18 protein-coding genes are annotated in these 20,330 nt (G+C 68.1%); 3 read left to right on the forward strand and 15 right to left on the reverse strand.

The genetic code is table 11. The annotated features are described in order from the left end of the window. Window positions 1–6: 6 nt before the first annotated feature. The 3 genes from EOJ32_RS18485 to EOJ32_RS20475 are packed head-to-tail and all read right to left on the reverse strand — an operon-like array spanning window position 7 to window position 1,252. Complete coding sequence (locus tag EOJ32_RS18485; protein ID WP_127899807.1) at window positions 7–714, reverse strand: fumarylacetoacetate hydrolase family protein; 708 nt, start codon at window positions 712–714, stop codon at window positions 7–9. After that, window positions 714–1,007, reverse strand: coding sequence for a hypothetical protein (locus tag EOJ32_RS20470; protein WP_240542595.1), 294 nt, complete (start codon window positions 1,005–1,007; stop codon window positions 714–716). Before EOJ32_RS20470 ends, EOJ32_RS18485 begins: the two co-directional genes overlap by 1 nt. Next, complete coding sequence (locus tag EOJ32_RS20475) at window positions 1,004–1,252, reverse strand: hypothetical protein (RefSeq protein WP_240542596.1); 249 nt, start codon at window positions 1,250–1,252, stop codon at window positions 1,004–1,006. The genes EOJ32_RS20470 and EOJ32_RS20475 overlap by 4 nt, the downstream gene beginning before the upstream one ends. Before the next feature lie 530 nt (window positions 1,253–1,782). On the opposite strand from EOJ32_RS20475, the gene EOJ32_RS18495 reads away from it, so the two are divergent. Beyond that, the gene (locus EOJ32_RS18495; RefSeq protein WP_127899850.1) at window positions 1,783–2,529 is read left to right on the forward strand and encodes a FadR/GntR family transcriptional regulator; all 747 of its coding nucleotides are present in this window, start codon (window positions 1,783–1,785) and stop codon (window positions 2,527–2,529) included. Between the two features lie 72 nt (window positions 2,530–2,601). Further along, window positions 2,602–4,824: an NADP-dependent isocitrate dehydrogenase gene (locus tag EOJ32_RS18500; RefSeq protein ID WP_127899808.1), complete on the forward strand. Its 2,223-nt coding sequence runs from the start codon at window positions 2,602–2,604 to the stop codon at window positions 4,822–4,824. A 38-nt stretch (window positions 4,825–4,862) separates the two neighbouring features. Here the strand turns inward: EOJ32_RS18500 and yjfF are convergent, their stop codons facing one another. From yjfF to chvE, 11 genes are all read right to left on the reverse strand, one after another. Next, window positions 4,863–5,819 carry a galactofuranose ABC transporter, permease protein YjfF gene (gene yjfF, locus EOJ32_RS18505; protein ID WP_127899809.1) on the reverse strand — a complete coding sequence of 319 codons (957 nt, stop codon included), beginning with the start codon at window positions 5,817–5,819 and terminating at the stop codon, window positions 4,863–4,865. Further along, window positions 5,816–6,814, reverse strand: coding sequence for an ABC transporter permease (locus tag EOJ32_RS18510; protein WP_127899810.1), 999 nt, complete (start codon window positions 6,812–6,814; stop codon window positions 5,816–5,818). The genes yjfF and EOJ32_RS18510 overlap by 4 nt, the downstream gene beginning before the upstream one ends. Continuing rightward, complete coding sequence (locus EOJ32_RS18515) at window positions 6,811–8,304, reverse strand: sugar ABC transporter ATP-binding protein (RefSeq protein ID WP_127899811.1); 1,494 nt, start codon at window positions 8,302–8,304, stop codon at window positions 6,811–6,813. Before EOJ32_RS18515 ends, EOJ32_RS18510 begins: the two co-directional genes overlap by 4 nt. A 52-nt stretch (window positions 8,305–8,356) precedes the next feature. After that, window positions 8,357–9,301 carry a galactofuranose ABC transporter, galactofuranose-binding protein YtfQ gene (gene ytfQ, locus EOJ32_RS18520; protein WP_164871509.1) on the reverse strand — a complete coding sequence of 315 codons (945 nt, stop codon included), beginning with the start codon at window positions 9,299–9,301 and terminating at the stop codon, window positions 8,357–8,359. A gap of 68 nt (window positions 9,302–9,369) precedes the next feature. Next, window positions 9,370–10,824, reverse strand: a complete 1,455-nt coding sequence (locus EOJ32_RS18525; protein WP_127899813.1) for an aldehyde dehydrogenase (NADP(+)) — start codon at window positions 10,822–10,824, stop codon at window positions 9,370–9,372. An 11-nt stretch (window positions 10,825–10,835) separates the two neighbouring features. After that, window positions 10,836–11,747 (reverse strand): Gfo/Idh/MocA family protein, encoded by a 912-nt coding sequence (locus EOJ32_RS18530; RefSeq protein ID WP_127899814.1) that lies wholly within the window; start codon window positions 11,745–11,747, stop codon window positions 10,836–10,838. Beyond that, complete coding sequence (gene araD / locus EOJ32_RS18535) at window positions 11,747–13,489, reverse strand: L-arabinonate dehydratase (RefSeq protein ID WP_127899815.1); 1,743 nt, start codon at window positions 13,487–13,489, stop codon at window positions 11,747–11,749. Before araD ends, EOJ32_RS18530 begins: the two co-directional genes overlap by 1 nt. Window positions 13,490–13,500: 11 nt before the next feature. Further along, on the reverse strand, window positions 13,501–14,487 hold the full coding sequence (gene araD1, locus EOJ32_RS18540; protein WP_127899816.1) for an AraD1 family protein: 987 nt from the start codon (window positions 14,485–14,487) through the stop codon (window positions 13,501–13,503). 3 nt (window positions 14,488–14,490) lie between these two features. After that, complete coding sequence (mmsB, locus tag EOJ32_RS18545) at window positions 14,491–15,684, reverse strand: multiple monosaccharide ABC transporter permease (protein ID WP_127899817.1); 1,194 nt, start codon at window positions 15,682–15,684, stop codon at window positions 14,491–14,493. 7 nt (window positions 15,685–15,691) lie between these two features. After that, a complete protein-coding gene (mmsA, locus tag EOJ32_RS18550) occupies window positions 15,692–17,209 on the reverse strand; it encodes a multiple monosaccharide ABC transporter ATP-binding protein (RefSeq protein WP_127899818.1) in 1,518 nt (505 codons plus the stop codon). 49 nt (window positions 17,210–17,258) lie between these two features. Next, on the reverse strand, window positions 17,259–18,314 hold the full coding sequence (chvE, locus tag EOJ32_RS18555; RefSeq protein ID WP_084693901.1) for a multiple monosaccharide ABC transporter substrate-binding protein: 1,056 nt from the start codon (window positions 18,312–18,314) through the stop codon (window positions 17,259–17,261). A gap of 119 nt (window positions 18,315–18,433) precedes the next feature. Here chvE and EOJ32_RS18560 point away from each other — a divergent pair, with 119 nt between their 5' ends. After that, window positions 18,434–19,372: a LysR family transcriptional regulator gene (locus EOJ32_RS18560; protein WP_127899819.1), complete on the forward strand. Its 939-nt coding sequence runs from the start codon at window positions 18,434–18,436 to the stop codon at window positions 19,370–19,372. Here EOJ32_RS18560 and EOJ32_RS18565 read toward each other — a convergent pair. Then, window positions 19,369–20,319: a 2-hydroxyacid dehydrogenase gene (locus tag EOJ32_RS18565; RefSeq protein WP_127899820.1), complete on the reverse strand. Its 951-nt coding sequence runs from the start codon at window positions 20,317–20,319 to the stop codon at window positions 19,369–19,371. The genes EOJ32_RS18560 and EOJ32_RS18565 overlap by 4 nt on opposite strands. Between the last annotated feature and the right edge of the window lie 11 nt (window positions 20,320–20,330).

Consider the following 20,330-nt stretch of genomic DNA (forward strand, 5'->3'; position numbering starts at 1 on the left):
CTTTCGTCAGACCACCGTGACGCGGATCGCGCCGACACCCTCGATCCGCGCGTCCATCACGTCGCCGCGGGTGACCGCGCCCACGCCCGACGGGGTGCCCGTCATGATCACGTCGCCCGGCTGCAGGTCGAAATAGCGCGACAGTTCGGCGATCATCTCGGGGATCTTCCAGATCATCTGGTTCAGATCGCCGGTCTGGCGGCGTTTCCCGTTCACGTCCAGCGTCACGGCGCCCACATCGGGATGGCCGATCCGCGATGCCGGCACCAGCGGGCCGCAGGGGCCGGACTTCTCAAAGCTCTTGCCGACCTCCCACGGGCGGCCCATCTTCTTGGCCTCGCCCTGCAGATCGCGGCGGGTCATGTCCAGGCCGACCCCATAGCCCCAGACATGATCCAGCGCCCGGTCGGCCGCGATGTCGCGGCCGCCGGTGGACAGGGCCACGACCAGCTCGACCTCGTGGTGTACGTCGGATGTCAGGGTCGGATAGGGGAAGGTGCCGTCCGACGTCAGGTTGGACGGGCTCTTGAAAAAGAAGAACGGCGGCTCCCGGTCGGGGTCGTGGCCCATCTCGACCGCATGGGCGGCATAGTTGCGGCCGATGCAGAACACCCGGTTGACGGGAAAGCGCTGATCGCTGCCCTCGACCGGCAGGGTCGCGGGGCGCGCGGGGGCGATCACGTAATCGGTCGGCTGGTAAAGATCGTTGGGCATCAGCGTCTGACTCCTGCGTAGGATGCGCGCATCGCGACCATCGACGGCGGCACATTGCGCACCGCCTTGTAGCTGTTCATGGCGATGACCGGCATCGGCAGCATGACCACCGCTAGCACCTTCGATGTCAACCCGATGCCATAGACGAAGGTGACCAGCGGGATCAGCGCCGCCATGGGTGCGGCCTGCATGACGATGAACACGGGCAGCGTGATCCATTCGACAGTCTGGCGCAGCCCCATCGCGACGCCTGCGCTGATCCACACCGTCAGCGAAATGATCAGCCCGATCACCAGGGGCTCCATCGTGCGCAGATAGGTGGCCCCCGTGGATCCGTCGGCGATATCGACCGCAGGGCGGCCATGGTCGCGGTGAAAGTGGGAAAGGCGAAATTGAACTCCGACCGGGCGGCGAATTCCCAGATCAGGGCAAAGATGGCGACCGAAAGGATCTTCCAGTGAAGGCCCAACTGCCACAGGCGCAGGCCTTGGCCCGACGGCGACGGCGGTCGCTGTGCGGTGATGTTGGCGGCTGTCATGGATACAGGTCCCCCGAGGCGGGATGCGTCCCCTGCCCGCCGGATCGCGGATCAGGGGGGTGGCGGCGCCCCCGCGGGGATGCCGCCCATGGCCGGGCAATCAGTCCCAAGCGGCCGCCGGCAGGTCGAAATCCCAGTACTGTGCGTTGTCCAGACCGGACTCTGGCGCCTGGACCTGGCCCGCGGCTGCCAGGAACCTCAGGTTGTCGATGACTGTTGGGCGCCGCCGGCCGTGGGCAGCATGCCGTCATCCACCGCGTCCTGGAAGTAGGGGGTGATCTCGGCCAGCGCCTGGTCGGGCAGGTCGTATTGGGTGCGAAGGTCTCATACCCCTCATATCCCGCTCCTCCCAAAGCGGCAATGTGAGCGTGAATTCCAAGTGCACCTCGATTGGTTTGCTTATAGCGCCCGATTGGTTAATTTTTCAACAAGACAGTTCAGATTATTTATAGTGTAAAATATGATTTTTATGCGTGATTACCTCAAACCAATCTGAAGTTATCCTAGCCAAACTGACAAATTGGTTGCGGATGGTGATCTTGCGCGGCAACCCCGACCACCTGCCCGGATATCCGGCCCATGACGACGACGGCGGTTCGCGGCAGGCGACGCTGGTGCAGCTGCGCGCTTGGCTGATGCGCCATGATTTCGCGCCCGGCACCCGCCTGCCCCCGGAACGCGACCTGTCCGAGATCCTGGGCGTCTCGCGCGGGGAATTGCGCAAGGCGCTGGCCACGCTGGAGGCCGAGGGCCAGGTCTGGCGGCATGTCGGCAAGGGCACCTTCATCGGGTCGCGCCGCGTCGAGGTGATGAGCCTGTCCGAGATCGACCGCGTGACCAATCCCGCCGAGGTCATGCGCGCCCGCCTGCTGATCGAGCCGATGCTGGCGCGCGAGGCCGCGCTGAACGCCACCCAGGATCATATCGAGGCGATGGCCGCCTGCATCCTGCGCACGCGCAGCGCCCAGACCTGGCGCCAGTACGAGACCGCCGACAACGAGTTCCACCGTCTGATCGCGCAGGCCACCGGCAACCGGCTGCTGCTGGCGTTGTTCGATGCGCTGAACGCGGTGCGGCGGGCGGTGGTGTGGGGGGCGCTGCGGTCGGGGCGGCAGCGGCCGCCGGACGACCACCATTCCTTTGCCGAACACGACCGGATCGCAGCGGCGATCGCCCAACGCGACCTGCCGGGCTCGGCCGAGGCGATGCATCATCACCTGAGGGCGGTCCAGAAACAGCTGATCGACTCCAAGGGCCCCGCGATCCCCCCGGAATAGCGGGTCAGATGGTGGACATTTCCCCCCGACGCGACGCACAATCCCGCGCATAAGAACGAGGATCAACAGACCATGGCCGAAAACGACACACCCCAGATCATCTATACCAAGGTGGACGAGGCGCCCGAACTGGCGTCGGCATCGCTGCTGCCGATCATCCGCCGCTTTGCGGATGCGGCCGGAATCACCGTCGCAACGCGCGACATCTCTCTGGCGGGTCGCATCATCGCGGCGTTTCCCGAACGGCTGACCCCGGAACAGGCGCAGTCGGACGATCTGGCGGGCCTGGGCGCATGGGTCAAGACGCCTGCCGCCAACGTCATCAAGCTGCCCAACATCTCGGCCTCGGTTCCGCAGCTGGTGGGCGCGATCAAGGAATTGCAGGCGCAGGGCTATGACCTGCCCGACTATCCGGTCGATCCGCAGGACGACGCCCAGGCCGAGATCCGCGCCCGGTACGACGCGCTGAAGGGATCGGCCGTGAACCCCGTCCTGCGCGAGGGCAATTCGGACCGCCGCGCCGCGCGGGCGGTCAAGAACTATGCCAAGGCGCATCCCCATTCGATGGGCAAGTGGTCCCCCGACAGCAAGACCCGCGTGTCGTCGATGCCCGCAGGCGATTTCCGCCGCAACGAGACGTCGGTGACGCTGACGGCAGAACAGGCCGGGCGCGTGCGCATCCAGCTGACCGGCGCGGACGGCCAGGTGACCGTGCTGAAGGACGGCCCGGACCTGCCCGCGGGCACCGTGGTCGATGCCAGCTTCCTGTCCGTGGCCGAGCTGACCCGCTTTCTGCAGGCCGAGATCGAGGCGACGCAGGCCGAAGGCACGCTGTTCTCGGTCCACCTGAAGGCCACGATGATGAAGGTCTCGGACCCGATCATCTTCGGCCATGTCGTGCGCGCTTGGCTGGCGCCGGTGTTCGAACGTCACGGCGAGGCGCTGGCCGCGGCGGGTGCGGACCCCAATGGCGGCCTGGGCACCGTGCTGGCCCGCGTGGCGCAGATGCCCGAGGGCGATGCGATCCGCGCCGAGATCGATGCGATCATGGCGCAGCGCCCGCCGCTGTACATGGTGAACTCGGACAAGGGCATCACGAACCTGCACGTGCCGTCCGACGTGATCATCGACGCGTCGATCCCGGCGCTGCTGCGGGCCGGCGGCAAGGGCTGGGGCCCCGACGGGGCCGAGGCCGACACCAACTGCGTGATCCCCGACACGTCTTATGCCGACGTCTATGACGAGAGCGTCCGCTATTTCAAGGAAACCGGCGCGCTGGACCCGCGCACCGCGGGCACCGTCCAGAACGTCGGCCTGATGGCCCAGAAGGCCGAGGAATACGGCTCGCACCCGACCACGTTCGAGATCCCGCATGCCGGCACCGTGACCGTCACCGCCGCCAACGGCGACGAGCTGCACCGCCACGCGGTCGATACGGGCGACATCTGGCGCCTGTGCTCGACCCGCCAGGCCGCGATCGAGGACTGGGTGCGCCTGGCCATCGACCGCCAGCGCCTGGAGGGCTGCAAGGCGGTGTTCTGGCTGGACCGGGACCGCGCCCATGACCGCGAACTGCTGGCCTATGTCGAACCGATGCTGGAGGCGGCGGGCGTCACCGACCGCTTCCAGGTTCTGGCCCCGCGCGAGGCCACGCGCCTGTCCTTCGAGACCATCCGTGCAGGCCAGGACATCATCGCGGTCACCGGCAACGTGCTGCGCGATTACCTGACCGACCTGTTCCCGATCCTGGAGCTGGGCACCTCGGCCAAGATGCTGTCGATCGTCAAGCTGATGCAGGGCGGCGGCATGTTCGAGACGGGCGCCGGCGGATCCGCCCCCAAGCACGTCCAGCAGCTGGCCGAGGAGAACCACCTGCGGTGGGACAGCCTGGGTGAATTCTGCGCCCTTGGCGAAAGCCTGAACTTCCTGGCCGAAGCCACGGGCAACGAAAAGGCCCGCACCCTGGCCGCCGCGGTCGAGGCCGCGACCCAGGGCGTGCTGGACCACGAACGCTCTCCCGGCCGCAAGGCGGGCGACCCGGACAACCGCGACAGCCACTACTATTTCGCGATGTACTGGGCGCAGGCGCTGGCGCAGCAGAATTCCGACCCCGACCTGGCCGAGGAGTTCCGCCCCATCGCCCGCGACCTGACCGAACTGGAGGAGCAGATCGTGGCGGAACTGCGCGCGGATCGCGGCCGTCCCGTCGATCTGGGCGGCTATTACCACGCGGACCCGGAAAAGGTCGCCGCGGTCATGCGCCCGTCGGCCACGCTGAACCGCATCCTGGGGTGACGCCCCTGGTGGCGCGCGGGCAAGCCCGCGCGCCATTCCTATCGGCGCGACGACAGCGTCATCAGACCCTTCTGCAGCAGGATGAAGACCAGCAGCAGCAGGCCGATGACGATCTTGGTCCACCAGCTGGACAGGGTGCCGTCGAAGACGATGTAGGTCTGGATTAGCCCCATCGTCAGCACGCCGACCAGCGTGCCGAACATGTATCCCGACCCGCCTGACAGCAGCGTGCCGCCGATCACCACCGCGGCGATGGCCGTCAGTTCGGTCCCCACCGTGGCCAGCGAATAGCCCGACCCGGTATAGACCGCGAAGACGATCCCCGAGAGCCCGGCCATCAGCCCCGAGAACCCATAGACCAGCACCGTCGTGCGCCCCTGCGGGACGCCCATCAGGCGGGCGGTCTGCGCGCCGCCGCCCAGGGCATAGACGCTTGTGCCGAACCGCGTGCGATGGGCGATGACCATGCCGACGGCAAAGACCGCCAGCATCAGCACCCCGATCAGCGTCAGCCGCCCCTTGCCCGGCATCAGCACATAGGCGCCCTGCAGTTGGCCAAAGAACGGGTGCGTGATGGGCACGGATTGCACCGACAGCAGATAGGCCGCTCCCCGCGCCAGGAACATCCCGGCCAGTGTGACGATGAAGGCGGGCATGGCCAGCCGGTCGATCAGGAACCCCATCGCCGCCCCGAAGGCGGTCGTCAGCGCCAGCAGGATCGCAAAGACCGCCAGCGGATGCAGCCCCGTGTCGCGCAGCATCACGGCAATGAACACGCCCGAAAACGCGATCACCGCGCCGACCGACAGGTCGATCCCGCCGGACAGGATGACCAGCGTCATCCCCACCGCGACGATACCCAGATAGGCGTTGTCGGTCAGCAGGTTGCCGATCACCCGGGTGGACAGGATGTTCGGGAACTGGCTGTAGGCCAGCGCATAGGCCACGACGAATATCAGGATCGTCGCATAGAGCGGCAGGGCACGGGCGTTCATGCGCGGTCCCCCTGGGCGCGGTGGCTGTCGCGCCACAGCCGCCATTCCGAGGCGATGCGCGGCGATTGCAGGATCAGGATCACCAGCACCAGCCCGGCCTTGATGATCAGGTTGTATTCGGACGCGAACCCGGCCAGCAGGATGCCGGCGCTGATGGTCTGGATGATCAGCGCCCCCAGCACCGATGCCGCGATGGAGAACCGCCCCCCCAGCAGGGAGTTGCCGCCGATCACCACCGCCAGGATGGCGTCCAGCTCCAGCCACAGGCCGGCGTTGTTGGCGTCGGCGCCGCGAATGTCGGCGGTCACGATGATCCCCGCAAGCGCCGCGCAGAAACCGCTGGCGACATAGACGGCGATCAGCAGGACCGTGGCGTTCACCCCCGCCAGCAGGGCCGCGCGGCGGTTGATGCCCACCGCCTCGACCAGCAGGCCAAGCGCGGTGCGGCGCATCAGCAGGGCCGCGGCTGCGGCGGTGGCCAGCCAGATCCAGACCGGCACTGGCAGGCCCAGGGCCGTCCCCGAGCCCAGCCAGGAAAAGCCCGGATCGGTGAAGGTCAGGATGCGGCCTTCGGTGATCAGCTGGGCCACGCCGCGGCCCATCGTCATCAGGATCAGCGTCGCGACGAAGGGCTGGATTCCGACGACCGCGACCAGCACGCCGTTCCACAGCCCCGCCACCAGCCCCGCGCCAAGCGCCAGGGCCAGCGCCGCCCCCGCGCCAAGCTCCGCGGTCAGCGCCCAGGCCGCCGCCGCGCCGCAGATCGCCATGATCGTGCCCACGGACAGGTCGATCCCGCGCGTGGCGATGACCAGCGTCATGCCGACCGCCAGCAAGGCGACCGGTGCGCTGCGCTTCAGGATGTCGATGACCGGGCCGACCAGGCGGTCGTTCTGCACCTCGACGGACAGGAAGCCGGGATAGAAGACCGACACCAGTGCCACCAGGGCCGCCAGGGCGATCAGCTGGGGGGCGATGCGCGATATCAGCGTCATGCCGCCTCTCCGGTCCCGGCGATGGCGCGCATGATCGCATCCGCGCCGACCGCGCCTCCGGTCAGCTGGGCCACATGGGCGCGGTCGCGCAGCACGATCACGCGATCGGCCACCGCGACCAGTTCGTCCAGCTCGCTGCTGATGATCAGCAGGGACAGGCCTCCGCGGGTCAGGTCGCGGATCAGGCGCAGGATCTGGGCATGCGCGCCCACGTCGATACCGCGCGTGGGTTCGTCCAGGATCAGGAAGCGCGGGTTCATCGCCAGCCAGCGGGCCAGCACGGCCTTTTGCTGATTGCCGCCCGACAGCTCTCCGATGGGTTTCTCGCGACCGGATGTTCGGATGTCCAGCTGACGGATGTAATCGTCGGCCAGCCGGTTCTGCTCTGCGCGCGGGATGGGACGCGCCCAGCCACGCCGCGCCTGCAGGCCCAGGATGATGTTCTCACGGATCGACAGGTCGGCCACGATGCCGTCTGTCTTTCGATCCTCGGGCGCAAAGCCGAAGCCCGCCGCGATGGCCGCGCGGGGGGTGCGCAGGTCGATGGGGCCCGCGTCGTCGCGGGCGGTGCCGGTCTGGGCGGGGCGGATGCCGAACAGCAATTCGGCCGTCTCGGTCCGGCCCGACCCCAGCAGACCGGCCAGGCCGACGACCTCTCCGGCACCCATGTCCAGGTCGAAGGGCTGGATGGTGCCGGCCCGGCCCATCCCCTGGAACCGCAGGATCGGGGCTGCGGGCGCGACATCCGCGGCGGAGCCGGCCACCACATCCTCCAGCGCGCGGCCCAGCATCTGTTCGACCAGGGTCATGCGGTCCAGCCCGGCGATGGGCTGGCTGGCGACGCGGCGTCCGTTGCGCAGGATCGTCACCTGGTCGGCCAGATCGAACACCTGGTCCAGGAAGTGCGACACGAAGACGATCGCCATCCCCTGGTCGCGCAGGGACCGCAGCACGTCGAACACCATCCGCACCTCGGCCGTGTCCAGGCTGGCGGTGGGTTCGTCCAGGATCAGCACCTTGCCGGAAATGCGCACCGCGCGCGCGATGGCCACGATCTGCTGGATGGCCACGGAATAGCGGCCCAGGTCGCGGTCCACATCGATGTCCAGGCCATAGCGGGCCAGCGTCTGGCGCGCTTGGGCGCGCATGGCGCGAGTGTCGGTCAGCCCGAACCGGCGCGGTTCATGGCCGAACATCAGGTTCTGCGCGACCGTCAGGTTGGGCAGCAGGTTCACCTCCTGGTAAACAGTGCCGATGCCCAGTTCCTGCGCCTGCAGGGTGGAACGGGGGTCGATCGGGGCGCCGTCCAGCATGACCGTGCCTCCGTCGCGGCGATAGGCGCCGGTCAGGCACTTGATCAGCGTGGACTTGCCCGCACCGTTCTCGCCCAGTAGGGCGTGGACCTGGCCCGCCGCGATGTCCAGGTCGACATCGTCCAGCGCGCGCGTGCCGGGAAACAGCTTGGTCAGCGACCGGATCGACAGCAGCATCGGCATTCCTTTCAGGGATCGGGCGGGCCTGTCGCGGCCCGCCCGCGCGGTATCAGTAGCCCAAGTCCTTGCGGCGGTCGTATTCGCCCTGCGGATCGTCGGCCGCCGTGTACAGCTTGGATTCGGTCTGGATGAACTTTTCGGGCATGGTTCCGTCGGCCCAATACGCCTCTAGCGCGTCGAAGGCGGGGCCGGCCATGTTGGGTGTCAGTTCGACCGTCGCATTGGCCTCGCCCGCCGCGATGGCCTGGAAGATGTCGGGCACCGCATCGATGGACACGACCAGGATGTCGGTGCCCGGCGCCAGACCCGCCTCCTTGATGGCCTGGATCGCGCCCACCGCCATGTCGTCGTTATGGGCATAGAGCGCGCAGATGTCAGCGCCGCCGCCCTCGGCCTGCGGGAAGCTCTCCATGACCTCCTTGCCGCGGGCGCGGGTGAAATCGGCGGTCTGGCTGCGCACGATCTCCAGGTTGTCATGGCCCGCGATGGCGTTCTCGAAGCCGGTCTTGCGGTCGATGGCGGGGCTGGAGCCGGTGGTGCCCTGCAACTCCACGATGCGGCAGGGTTCGCCCGCGACCTCGTCGACCAGCCACTGGCCCGCGACCTCGCCCTCGTGGACCAGATCCGAGCCCACGGCGGTCAGGTACAGATCGTCGGCGCTGTCGACCTGGCGGTCCAGCAGGACGACGGGGATCTCCGCCTCGGCGGCCTCCTGCAGGACGCTGTCCCAGCCCGTGGCCACGACCGGCGCCAGCAGGATCGCATCGACCCCCTGGGCCACGAAGGACCGGATCGCGGCGATCTGGTTCTCCTGCCGCTGCTGGGCGTCGGAAAACTGCAGCTGATAGCCGCGATCTTCGGCCTGGCTGCGGGTCAGCGTGGTCTCGGCCGCGCGCCAGCCCGATTCCGAACCGATCTGCGAAAAGCCGATCGTCTCTCCCTCGGCAAGGGCCGCCCCGGCCGACAGGGCCAGCGCGGCGACGGTCGTCAGCATGGTTGCATGGGTCATGTGAACATCCTCCCTGGATATGTTTAGACTTTTGTCCGCGCGGCTGTCTTCCCTCAGTCGCGAAGGTCGTGCGGCAGCAGGGCGTCGGGCAGGTTCTGGAAGCAGACTGGGCGCAGCCAGCGCCGGATCGCCAGAGTGCCGACGCTGGTCGCGCCGAAATTCGTGGAGGCCGGATAGGGGCCGCCATGGACCATGGCATCGGACACCTCGACCCCGGTCGGCCAGCCGTTGGCCAGGATGCGCCCGGCCTTGCGTTCCAGGACCGGCATCAGCCGCGCCGCCAGGTCCGTGTCGCCGTTATCCATCTGCAGCGTCACCGTCAGCTGGCCGTCCAGCGCGCGGGCCACTTCCAGCATCTGCGCATCACCGTCGGCGGCCACGATCAGGCCAAGCGGGCCGAACACCTCATGTGCCAGGTCGGGGTTGTCCAGGAACGCGGATGCGGTCGCGCGAAAGACGGCAGGACGCGCGTTCCGGCCCGACGCCTCGGCCACGGTCACGGGCGTCGCTCCCCCGGCGACCGCCGCCACGCCGTCGCGGAACGACTGTGCGATGCCGTCGCTCAGCATCCCCTGGGCCGGTGCATCGGCCAGCGCGGCGGCGGCGGCACCGGCGAACGCGTCGGCCCTGTCCGCGGGAACGATCACCACGCCCGGATTGGTGCAGAACTGGCCCGCGCCCATCGTCAGGCTGGCCGCCCAGCCCTGGGCGATCTGATCGCCGCGCGCGGCCATGGCGGCGGGCAGCAGGAAGCAGGGGTTGATGCTGCCCAGTTCGCCATAAAAGGGGATCGGTTCGGGCCGCGCGGCGCACAGGTCGAACAGCGCGCGCCCGCCGCCCAGGCTGCCGGTAAAGCCCACTGCCCGGATCAGCGGATGACGCACCAGCGCCTGGCCGGTCTGGTGCCCCGCCCCGTCCAGATAGGCAAAGGCCCCGGCCGGCATGCCGGTCCGCCCGGCGGCCTCCAGGATCGCCTCGGCCACGATGCGGCCGGTTTCGGGATGGGCGGGGTGGCCCTTGACCACGACCGGGCAGCCCGCCGCCAGCGCTGATGCCGTGTCGCCCCCCGCGGTCGAGAAGGCCAACGGAAAGTTCGACGCGCCGAACACCGCGACCGGCCCCACCGGCCGCTGGATCATCCGCAGATCGGGGCGCGGCAGCGGCTGGCGGTCAGGCAGCGCCACGTCGTGGCGGCGGTCCAGGTAATCGCCCTTGCGGATGTGGTCCGCGAACAGGCGCAGCTGCCCGGTGGTGCGCCCGCGTTCACCCTGCAGCCGCGCGGTGGGCAGGCCGGTCTCGGCCGCGCCGGTTTCGGTGATCGCGTCGGCGCGCGCCTCGATCGCGTCGGCGATGGCCTCCAGGAACCCGGCCCGGGCGTCGCGGGACAGGGCGGCGAATTCCGGAAATGCCGCCTCGGCCGCGCGGGCGGCGGCGTCGACGGCGTCCGGATCGTCAGCGTCCTGCCAGCGGCCAAGGATCAGGTGCTGTCCATCGCGGGGGTGGGTCATCAAGGTCTCCTTCAGAATTCGAACGGATCGACGGCATGCCGCCGGCCCGAGGTAAAGGCATCGGCGACCAGCACCATCGGCGCCAGGTCCACGTCGGACGCCCCCTGGCGCACCAGCCGCGCCATGCGGTCATACAGGGCGGGGTATTCCTGCATGATGCTGTCGCCGCCCGTCACGGGGCGGTCGTCGATCTGCAGGATGTTGCCGCCGTTCCTCAGCACCAGCGTGCCGTCGTCGGTGACGATGCGGATGTCCCAGGTCTGCGGCCCCTGCTGACGGAAATCCAGATCGGCGGTGATGCCCTGCGACAGCTGCAGCCGCGCTGCGATGGGGGCCTGGCGGTTGGCAGGCACGTCCAGGTCGGCGCCCTGCAGATGCACAGGTTCGGGCAGGATCGCGGTCAGGATCGACAGGGCGTTGATACCGGGATCGAACACGCCCATGCCCCCCGCGTCCAGGATCCAGTCTTGGCCGGGATGCCATTTGCGGATATCCTCGCGCCAGGTGATCCGGCCTTCGCGGATGGTGCGACCCGCCAGCCAGTCGCGGGCCGCGGCGACGCCCTGGGCCATGCGCGAATGCCAGGTGGCAAAGATCGTCAGCCCCTGCGCCGCGGCCATGTCGCGCAGGACGTGAACCTCGGACAGGGTGGCGCCGGGGGGCTTTTCCAGCATCAGGTGCCGCCCCGCGCGCAGCACCGCCACCGCCGCGGCAAAGCGTGGCACGGGCGGCAGGCACAGGCTGATCGCGCAGATCTCGGGGTGGGCCGCCAGCATCGTGTCGATGTCGTGAAAGGCCAGGACGCCCGGAACCTGAACGCTGCGCGACACGGTCGCCGTCAGGTCCCAGTCCGGGCTGGCGGCCAGCGCGGGGACGTGCTGATCCAGGGCGATCTTGCCGATGCCGACCAGGGCGATCTTCATCAGTGGCTGTCCTTTCCGACCGCGTTGCCCCGGCACCCGCGCAGGAAGTCCATGTCCGCCCCGGTATCGGCGCCCATCACGTGGGCCTGGTGCAGGTAGGCGTAACCGCTGGTCGGCTGATCGGGCAGCGGACGCCACGCGGCCAGCCGCGCGGCCAGTTCCGAATCGGGGATGTCCAGGTGCAGGCGGCGGTTCGGCACGTCCAGTTCAATCATGTCGCCGTCGCGGACCACGGCCAGCGGCCCGCCTGCCGCCGCCTCGGGGGCGGTGTGCAGGACCACGGTCCCATAGGCCGTGCCCGACATGCGCGCATCCGAGATGCGGATCATGTCCGTGATGCCCCGGCGCAGGACCTTGGGCGGCAGGCCCATGTTGCCCACCTCGGCCATGCCGGGATAGCCCTTGGGCCCGCAATTCTTCAGGACCATCACGCAGGTCTCGTCGATGTCCAGCGCCTCGTCCGTGATGCGCGCCTTGTAGTGGTCGATGTCCTCGAACACGACCGCGCGGCCCCGGTGCACCAGCAGATGCGGGCTGGCGGCGGACGGTTTCAGCACTGCGCCGTTGGGGGCTAGGTTCCCCTTCAGCACCGCGATGCCGCCCTGGGGCGTCAGCGGGTTCGATGCGGGGCGGATCACGTCGGGATTGTGGTTCATCACCCCCTTGACCTCGTCCCAGATGGACTGGCCGCTGACGGTCAACGCGCCCTTGTGCAGCTGCCCCGCCTCGGCCAGGTGCTTGATGACCACGGGCAGCCCGCCGGCATAGAAGAACTCCTCCATCAGGTACTGGCCCGACGGCATCAGGTTCACGATGGTCGCCACGTCCCGCCCGCAGCGGTCCCAATCGTCCAGCGTCAGGTCCACCCCCACGCGGCCCGCTATGGCCAGCATGTGCACGACCGCGTTGGTCGACCCGCCGATGGCGCCGTTGACGCGGATGGCGTTCTCGAACGCCTGCTTGGTCATGATGTCGGACGGTTTCAGATCGTCCTTGACCATCTGCACGATGCGCCGCCCCGACATCTGCGCCATGACGCGGCGACGCGAGTCCACCGCCGGGACCGCGGCATTGCCGGACAGCGCCATGCCCAATGCCTCGGCCATCGAGGCCATCGTGCTGGCGGTGCCCATCGTGTTGCAGGTCCCCGAGGAACGCGACATCGATGCCTCGGCCTCCAGGAAATCGTCCTGGCTCATCTCTCCGGCCTTCACCGCCTCCGAGAACTTCCACAGATGCGTGCCCGACCCCACGCGCTCTCCGCGGAAATAGCCGTTCAGCATCGGCCCGCCGGTCACCACGATCGAGGGGATGTCGCAGGACGCCGCCGCCATGATCAGACTGGGCGTAGTCTTGTCGCAGCCGACCAGCAGCACCGCGCCGTCCATCGGCTGGCCGCGGATCGTCTCTTCGATCGCCAGGGCGGCCAGGTTGCGGAACATCATCGCGCTTGGCCGGAACGTGTTTTCCGAGGCCGAGAAGACCGGCACCTCGACCGGAAAGCCACCCGCCTCCCACACGCCGGCCTTCACCTTCTCGGCCAGTTCGCGCAGGTGGCCGTTGCAGGGCGTCAGGTCGGACCAGGTGTTCAGAATGCCGATGATCGGGCGCCCATCGAACAGGTCATGCGGATAGCCCTGATTCTTCATCCAGCCGCGGTGATAGATCGTGTCGCGTGACGTGCCGCCATACCATTCCTGCGAACGCAGACGGCGGGGCCAGGGGGCGGGGGTGAATGTCATGGGCCGGACCTCTACAGGGCCGCGACCGCGACGGGCGTCGCGTCGGCGGGGCGTTGCGTCAGCGGATTGACCAGCGGCAGGCCGAAATCCGGGCATTCGATCTGGAAGCTGTCGCCGTCGCGCGTGGTGATGCCGTCGGCAAAGGACAGGGTCGCGGTGCCGAAGAAATGCACGTGCACGTCCCCGGGCCGGCGGAACAGGTCGTACTTGAAGTGATGGTGTTCCAGGTTGGCCAGGCTGTGGGACATGTTCGCCTCTCCGGACAGGAACGGCTTTTCCCAGACCACCGCGCCGTCGCGGACCAGGCGGCTGGTCCCGCGCAGATCGGCAGGCAGCTCGCCCACCCGCAGTTCTGGGCCAAAGCTGGCCACCCGCAGCTTGGAATGCGCCAGCCACAGATAGTTACCGCGTTCGGTCACGTGGTCGGAAAATTCGTTGGCCAAGGCAAAGCCCAAGCGGAACGGGCGGCCATCGGGGGCGATCACATAAAGGCCCGCGATCTCGGGCTCCTCTCCGGCGTCCAGGGCGAAGCCGGGCGAGGTCAGGGCCGCGCCGGGGGCCACCGCCGCATGGCCGTTGCCCTTGTAGAACCATTCGGGCTGGGCGCCGATGCGGCCTTTGTCGGGCTTGCCGCCCTCCAGCCCCATGCGGAACATCTTCATGCTGTCGGTCAGCGTCTCGACCGCGCTCTGGTGCATGGCGTCGCGGGTGGATGCCGATCCCAGATGGGTCAGCCCGGTGCCGGTCAGGTGCAGATGCGCGGGATCGTCATGGTCCAGCGGCACCAGCAGGCGGCCCTGGTCCAGCGCCTCGGCCAGATCGACCGCATCACCCCGCCCGCGGGCCGCGACCTCGGCCGCCAGGCCCCGGCCCGCGGCGATCGCCGCCAGCGCCAGGTCGCGGGTCGAGGTCGCGCCGGGGACCAGATGCGCCGCGCCGTCGGTGCGGGCGGCGACGGCGCGGGTGCCGTCGGTCAGGGTCAGTTGCGACAGGAACATGGATCAGACCTCGCGGTTCTTGTTGTAGACGTCGAAGAACACCGCGGCCAACAGGACCAGGCCCTTGATCACCTGCTGGTAATCGATGCCGATGCCCATGATGGACATGCCGTTGTTCATCACGCCCATGATGAAGGCACCGACCACGGCGCCCACGATGCGGCCCACGCCCCCCGACATGGACGCCCCGCCGATGAAGACCGCGGCGATCACGTCCAGCTCGACCGCAAAGCCCGCGCGGGGCGTGGCGGTGTTCAGGCGCGCCGCGAAGATCAGGCCCGCAAGCGCCGCAAGCAGGCCCATGTTGACGAAGGTTAGGAAGGTCAGCCGTTCGGTGCGGATGCCCGACAGCTTTGCGGCCTTGGCATTGCCGCCGACCGCATAGATGCGCCGCCCGATCGTCGTGCGTTCGGTCAGGAAGACATAGATCACCGTCAGCGCCACCATCGACAGCAGCACGTTGGGCAGGCCGCGGAACCAGGCCAGCTTCCACGTCACGAACAGCAGCGCGGCGGCGACGATGGCGTTGCGCAGCACGAATAGGGCGAAGGGTTCGTCCTCGATGCCATAGCGGGCGTTGCGGGCGCGGGTGCGCAGGCCCAGCCACACGATCAGCAGCGTCGCCATCACGCCCACGGCCATGGCCAGCCCGTTCGGCCGCCCGATGCCCAAAATGTCGGGGATGAACCCCGTCGACAGCAGCTGGAAGTTCGCCGGGAACGGTCCGACCGACTGCCCCGCCAGAAGCCACAGCGACAGCCCGCGAAAGACCAGCATCCCCGCCAGCGTGACGATGAAGGACGGGATCTTCCAATAGGCCACGAAATAGCCCTGCACCGCGCCGATCGCCATGCCCATGACAAGGCAGATCGCCATCGCGGCCCAGACCGGCATGCCCCAGGTGACGATCATCACAGCCGCCAGCGCGCCGACGAACCCCATCACCGACCCCACGGACAGGTCGATGTGGCCCGACACGATCACCAGCAGCATGCCAAGCGCCATGATGATGATATAGCTGTTCTGCAGGAACAGGTTGGTGATGTTCACCGGGCGCAGCAGCACGCCCCCCGTCACGATCTGGAAGAAGACCATGATCGCGATCAGCGCGAACAGCAGCCCGTATTCGCGGATGTGCCGCATGATGTAGTCGCCGATGCCGATGCCCGGCGCGCGGTCCGTCTGTTCCACGGCCATGTCCTTTCTATTCCCTGACGATCAGCGACATGATCGCTTCCTGGCTGGCCTGATCCGCGGTCAGTTCCCCGACAAAGCGGCCCTCGTTCATCACATAGATGCGGTCGCACATGCCCAGCAGCTCTGGCATCTCGGACGAGATCATGACGACCCCCTTGCCCGCGGCACTCAGGTCGTTGATGATGCTATAGATTTCGTATTTCGCGCCCACATCGATGCCGCGCGTGGGTTCGTCCAGGATCAGCACGTCGGGATCGGTGAACAGCCATTTGGCCAGGACGACCTTCTGCTGGTTGCCGCCCGACAGGTTCATGACCTTCTGGAACACCGACGGGGTGCGGATGCGCAGCTGCCTTCGATAGGTCTCGGCCACCTCGGTCTCGCGGGTTTCGTCCACGATGCCGCGGCGCGCGACGCCGTCCAGGTTGGCCAGGATGGTGTTGCGGCGGATCGTCTCGTCCAGGATCAGGCCAAGCGTCTTGCGGTCCTCGGTGACATAGGCCAGCCCTGCGGCGATGGCGCGGTCGACGGTGGACAGGTCCACCGGACGCCCCCGGACCAGCGCCTGTCCCGCGATGTCGCGGCCATAGCTGCGGCCGAAGACGCTCATCGCCAGCTCGGTCCGGCCCGACCCCATCAGCCCGGCGATGCCCACGACCTCTCCGGCGCGGACGGTCATCGACAGGTCGCGGATCATCTGGCGGTCGCGCTGTTCGGGATGCCAGACGTTCCAGCCCCGCAGTTCGAACAGCACCTCTCCGGCGCGGCGGTCGCGGTCGGGATAGCGATGCGCCATGTCCCGGCCCACCATGTCGCGCACGATGCGGTCCTCGGTCAGGCCCTGCCGCGCGTCCAGCGTGCTGATCGTGGCGCCGTCGCGGATCACGGTGACGCTGTCGGCCACGCGGCGCACCTCGTTCAGCTTGTGGCTGATGATGATGCTGGTGACGCCCTGGCCCTTCAGCTCCAGCAGCAGGTCCAGCAGGGCCTGGCTGTCGCTTTCCGACAGGGCCGCGGTCGGTTCGTCCAGGATCAGCAGGCGCACGTTCTTGGACAGGGCCTTGGCGATCTCGACCAGCTGCTGCTTGCCCACGCCCAGGGTGTCGACGATGGTGCCCGGCGTCTCGCGCAGGCCGACCTTGGCCAGCAGGGCCTCGGTCTGGCGGTACGTCTCGGGCCAGTCGATGACGCCGCGGGTGGCGCGTTCGTTGCCCAGGAAGATGTTCTCGGCGATGGTCAGCAGCGGCACCAGCGCCAGTTCCTGGTGGATGATGATGATCCCGCGATCCTCGCTGTCGCGGATGGTGCGGAAATCGACGGGCTGGCCGTCGAAGACGATCCGCCCGTCATAGCTGCCGGTGGGATAGACGCCCGACAGCACCTTCATCAGCGTGGACTTGCCCGCGCCGTTCTCTCCGCAGATGGCGTGGATCTCGCCCTGCGCGACGGTCAGGCTGACATCGTCCAGCGCCTTGACGCCGGGAAATGTCTTGCTGATCCCCTGCATTTCCAGAAGGTCTGTCATGGCCCTGCCCCGGATGGGGACCGCCCCGCGGGGGACGGTCCGGCTGGTGTCACTGCAACTGCTCGGGGGTGTAATAGCCGCTCTCGACCAGGATCTGCTCCCAGTTCGAGGCGTCGACCGGCACCGGCTCCAGCAGATAGGAGGGCACGACCTTGACGCCGTTGTCATAGGTCTCGGTGTCGTTCACCTCGGGCTCGGTGCCCTTCAGCATGGCATCGACCATGCCCACGGTGACGCGGGCCAGTTCGCGGGTATCCTTGAAAACGGTGGAATACTGCTCTCCGGCCTGGATCGACTTGACCGACTGGACCTCGGCGTCCTGGCCGGTGACGATGGGCATGGTCTGATCGCCCGACCCGTAACCCACGCCCTTCAGCGACGACAGGATGCCGATGGACAGCCCGTCATAGGGCGACAGTACGCCATGCACGGTGGCCTGGGTATAGTTCGACGACAGCAGGTTATCCATCCGCGCCTGCGCGGCCGATCCGTCCCACCGCAGCGTGCCGACCGTGTCCATGCCCATCTGGCCCGACGGGATCGCGATGCGCCCGTCGTCGATCAGCGGCTGCAGGACCGACATCGCCCCGTCATAGAAGAAGTACGCGTTGTTGTCGTCCGGGCTGCCGCCGAACAGCTCGACGTTCCAGGGTTTCACGTCGGGGAACCGCTCCTCCAGGCCCGCGACCAGCGAATTGGCCTGCTCGACGCCGACCGAGAAGTTGTCGAAGGTCGCGTAATAATCGACATCCGGCGTGTCGCGGATCAGGCGGTCATAGGCGATGACCTTGATGTCGGACGCGGCGGCATTGGCCAGCGCGTTCGACAGCGTGGTGCCGTCGATGGCGGCGATCACCAGGACGTCGACGCCCTTGGTGATCATGTTCTCGACCTGGGCCAGCTGGTTGGGGATGTCGTCCTCGGCGTATTGCAGGTCGGTCTCATAGCCGGCCTCCTGGAACTGGCGGACCATGTTGTTGCCGTCATCGATCCAGCGGGCCGACGATTGCGTGGGCATCGAGATGCCCACGGTCTGGGCCGCGGCGCCGAAGGCCAGCCACGACGTTCCGATCGCCAGCGCGATCGCGGCGGTGTTCAGTCTCATGTGATTCTCCCTTTCGGCGCCGTGGCGCCGCCCCTCTCGAATGCTCCCGACAGGACGATAGCAAAGCGACGGGTTATCAGTAAAATGAGATTTGCGACCTTCAACATACCGGAAAATGCATGTCCGAGATTCCCGCACGGTCCTATCTTAAACCCGCGCAGCTGCGCCTGATCCTGGAGATCGCCGACAGCGGGCAACTGCGGCAGGCGGCGGCGAACTGCGCCATGACCCAGCCCGCCGCATCGCGGATGCTGGCCGAGGTCGAGCGCCTGTTCGGCGCCCCGCTGTTCGAGCGCCAGCCCAAGGGCATGTCACCGACCGAGATCGGCAGCACCGTCCTGCGCCGCGCCCGCGTGATCCTGCGCGAGATGCACAGCATGTCGGCCGACGTCCACGCCCTGCGCGGCGGCCAGGCGGGGTCGGTGCATGTGGGCGCGGTCACCGGGCCTGCGGTCGGCTATCTGATGGCCTCGATCCGCGAGATCAAGAAGGAGACGCCCGAGGCCGACATCACCGTCGACGTGATGCCGTCGCGCGAACTGCTTGGCCATCTGACCACGGGGCAGATGGACTTCGCGCTGGCCCGGATCCTGCCGGAATTCGACAGCCGCGATTTCGAGATCCTGCCGCTGCGCGACGAGAAGGTAACCTTCTGCGTGCGCGCCGATCACCCGATGGCGCGCGCCCCGATGGTGACATTGACCGAACTGCATGACCACGAATGGATCATGCAAAGCCGCGGCGCCCCCATCCGCGAGGCCACGATGGAGGCCTTCGCCGCCGTGGGCCTGGCCGAGCCGCGCAACATCGTCAACAGCCCGTCGATCCTGTTCACCATCGCCTATCTTGCGAATAGCGACGCCATCGCCTCGGTCTCGGAGGAGGTGGCGCAGCTGCTGATGCGGCCGCCCGTCCATGCGGGGTTCGCGCTGCTGGCCCAGCCCCGCGAGATCCGCGTGGACCCCTATTACCTGCTGAACCTGCGGCGCCGGCCACTGTCGCGGCTGGCGCGGCGCGTGCGCCAGAGGGTGATCGAAAAGACCCTGGCCGCCGATTAGGGCCGCGTCAGGTCCACCGGGCTGATCAGCGGCTGTCCCGCGAAATGCGCCTCAAGGTTGTCGACGATCAGCGACGCCATCGCGTCCCGCGTCTGGACCGTGCCCGACCCCTGATGCGGCGACAGGGTGACGTTGGGCAGCGCGGTCAGGCGCGGATCGGGGTCGGGTTCGGACCAGAACACGTCCAGCGCAGCAGCACCAAGGCCCCCGTCCTGCAGCGCCGCGATCAGCGCGGGTTCGTCCACCACCGATCCGCGCGCGACGTTCACGAACAGCCCGTCCGGGCCAAGCGCGCGCAGCACCCGGTCCGAGATCAGCCCCTGCGTGTCCGGCCCCCCGGCCACGATGGCGATCAGGATGTCGCTGTCCTGCGCCAGCTGTCCCAGGTCGGGCTGAAACGGATAGCCCGCATCCTTGTCGCGGCGGTTCCAATAGGCGACCTGCAACCCCTGCTGGCTGGCCAGTTCGGCGATCTTGTGGCCGATCGTGCCCATGCCCACGATGCCCAGCCTGCGCCCGCGAAAGCTGCGCTGCAGGGGGAACGCGCCCTTGCGCGCCCAATCGCCGTTGCGGACCCAGGCATCGGCGGCCACGACGTTGCGCCAGCCCATCTGCGCCAGCAGCAGCGCCATGTCCGCGACCTCCTGCGCCAGCGCCGGAGAGGCGTTGGTCAGGGCCACGCCGCGGCGCGCTATGGCATCGACGTCGAACGCGTCATAGCCCGCCGACCCGCAGCTGATGATCTCCAGCGCGGGCAGCTGGTCCAGCAGGGCCGCGTCGACGCTCGTGTGCCCCATCGCGACCATGCCCCGGCAGGCGGCACCGTGGCGCGCCAGAAAGGCGGGCCTGTCGTCGGCCAGATCCAGACGGTGCAGGGTGAACTGCTGTTCAAGGCGGGCTTGGGCGTCGGGGCGGGTGGGGGACAGCATCAGGACGTCGGGCTTCATCGGGCTCTCTT

The organism is Paracoccus sp. Arc7-R13 (assembly GCF_004010775.1).
In the GTDB taxonomy this organism is placed as follows: Bacteria; Pseudomonadota; Alphaproteobacteria; order Rhodobacterales; family Rhodobacteraceae; genus Paracoccus; species Paracoccus marcusii.

Coding starts and splice junctions, on each gene's coding strand:
- EOJ32_RS18485 (WP_127899807.1), bottom strand. CDS start 714: ATGCCCAACGATCTTTACCAGCCGACCGATTACGTGATCGCCCCCGCG.
- EOJ32_RS20475 (WP_240542596.1), bottom strand. CDS start 1,252: ATGACAGCCGCCAACATCACCGCACAGCGACCGCCGTCGCCGTCGGGC.
- EOJ32_RS18495 (WP_127899850.1), top strand. CDS start 1,783: ATGGTGATCTTGCGCGGCAACCCCGACCACCTGCCCGGATATCCGGCC.
- EOJ32_RS18500 (WP_127899808.1), top strand. CDS start 2,602: ATGGCCGAAAACGACACACCCCAGATCATCTATACCAAGGTGGACGAG.
- yjfF (WP_127899809.1), bottom strand. CDS start 5,819: ATGAACGCCCGTGCCCTGCCGCTCTATGCGACGATCCTGATATTCGTC.
- EOJ32_RS18510 (WP_127899810.1), bottom strand. CDS start 6,814: ATGACGCTGATATCGCGCATCGCCCCCCAGCTGATCGCCCTGGCGGCC.
- EOJ32_RS18515 (WP_127899811.1), bottom strand. CDS start 8,304: ATGCTGCTGTCGATCCGGTCGCTGACCAAGCTGTTTCCCGGCACGCGC.
- ytfQ (WP_164871509.1), bottom strand. CDS start 9,301: ATGCTGACGACCGTCGCCGCGCTGGCCCTGTCGGCCGGGGCGGCCCTT.
- EOJ32_RS18525 (WP_127899813.1), bottom strand. CDS start 10,824: ATGACCCACCCCCGCGATGGACAGCACCTGATCCTTGGCCGCTGGCAG.
- EOJ32_RS18530 (WP_127899814.1), bottom strand. CDS start 11,747: ATGAAGATCGCCCTGGTCGGCATCGGCAAGATCGCCCTGGATCAGCAC.
- araD (WP_127899815.1), bottom strand. CDS start 13,489: ATGACATTCACCCCCGCCCCCTGGCCCCGCCGTCTGCGTTCGCAGGAA.
- araD1 (WP_127899816.1), bottom strand. CDS start 14,487: ATGTTCCTGTCGCAACTGACCCTGACCGACGGCACCCGCGCCGTCGCC.
- mmsB (WP_127899817.1), bottom strand. CDS start 15,684: ATGGCCGTGGAACAGACGGACCGCGCGCCGGGCATCGGCATCGGCGAC.
- mmsA (WP_127899818.1), bottom strand. CDS start 17,209: ATGACAGACCTTCTGGAAATGCAGGGGATCAGCAAGACATTTCCCGGC.
- chvE (WP_084693901.1), bottom strand. CDS start 18,314: ATGAGACTGAACACCGCCGCGATCGCGCTGGCGATCGGAACGTCGTGG.
- EOJ32_RS18560 (WP_127899819.1), top strand. CDS start 18,434: ATGTCCGAGATTCCCGCACGGTCCTATCTTAAACCCGCGCAGCTGCGC.
- EOJ32_RS18565 (WP_127899820.1), bottom strand. CDS start 20,319: ATGAAGCCCGACGTCCTGATGCTGTCCCCCACCCGCCCCGACGCCCAA.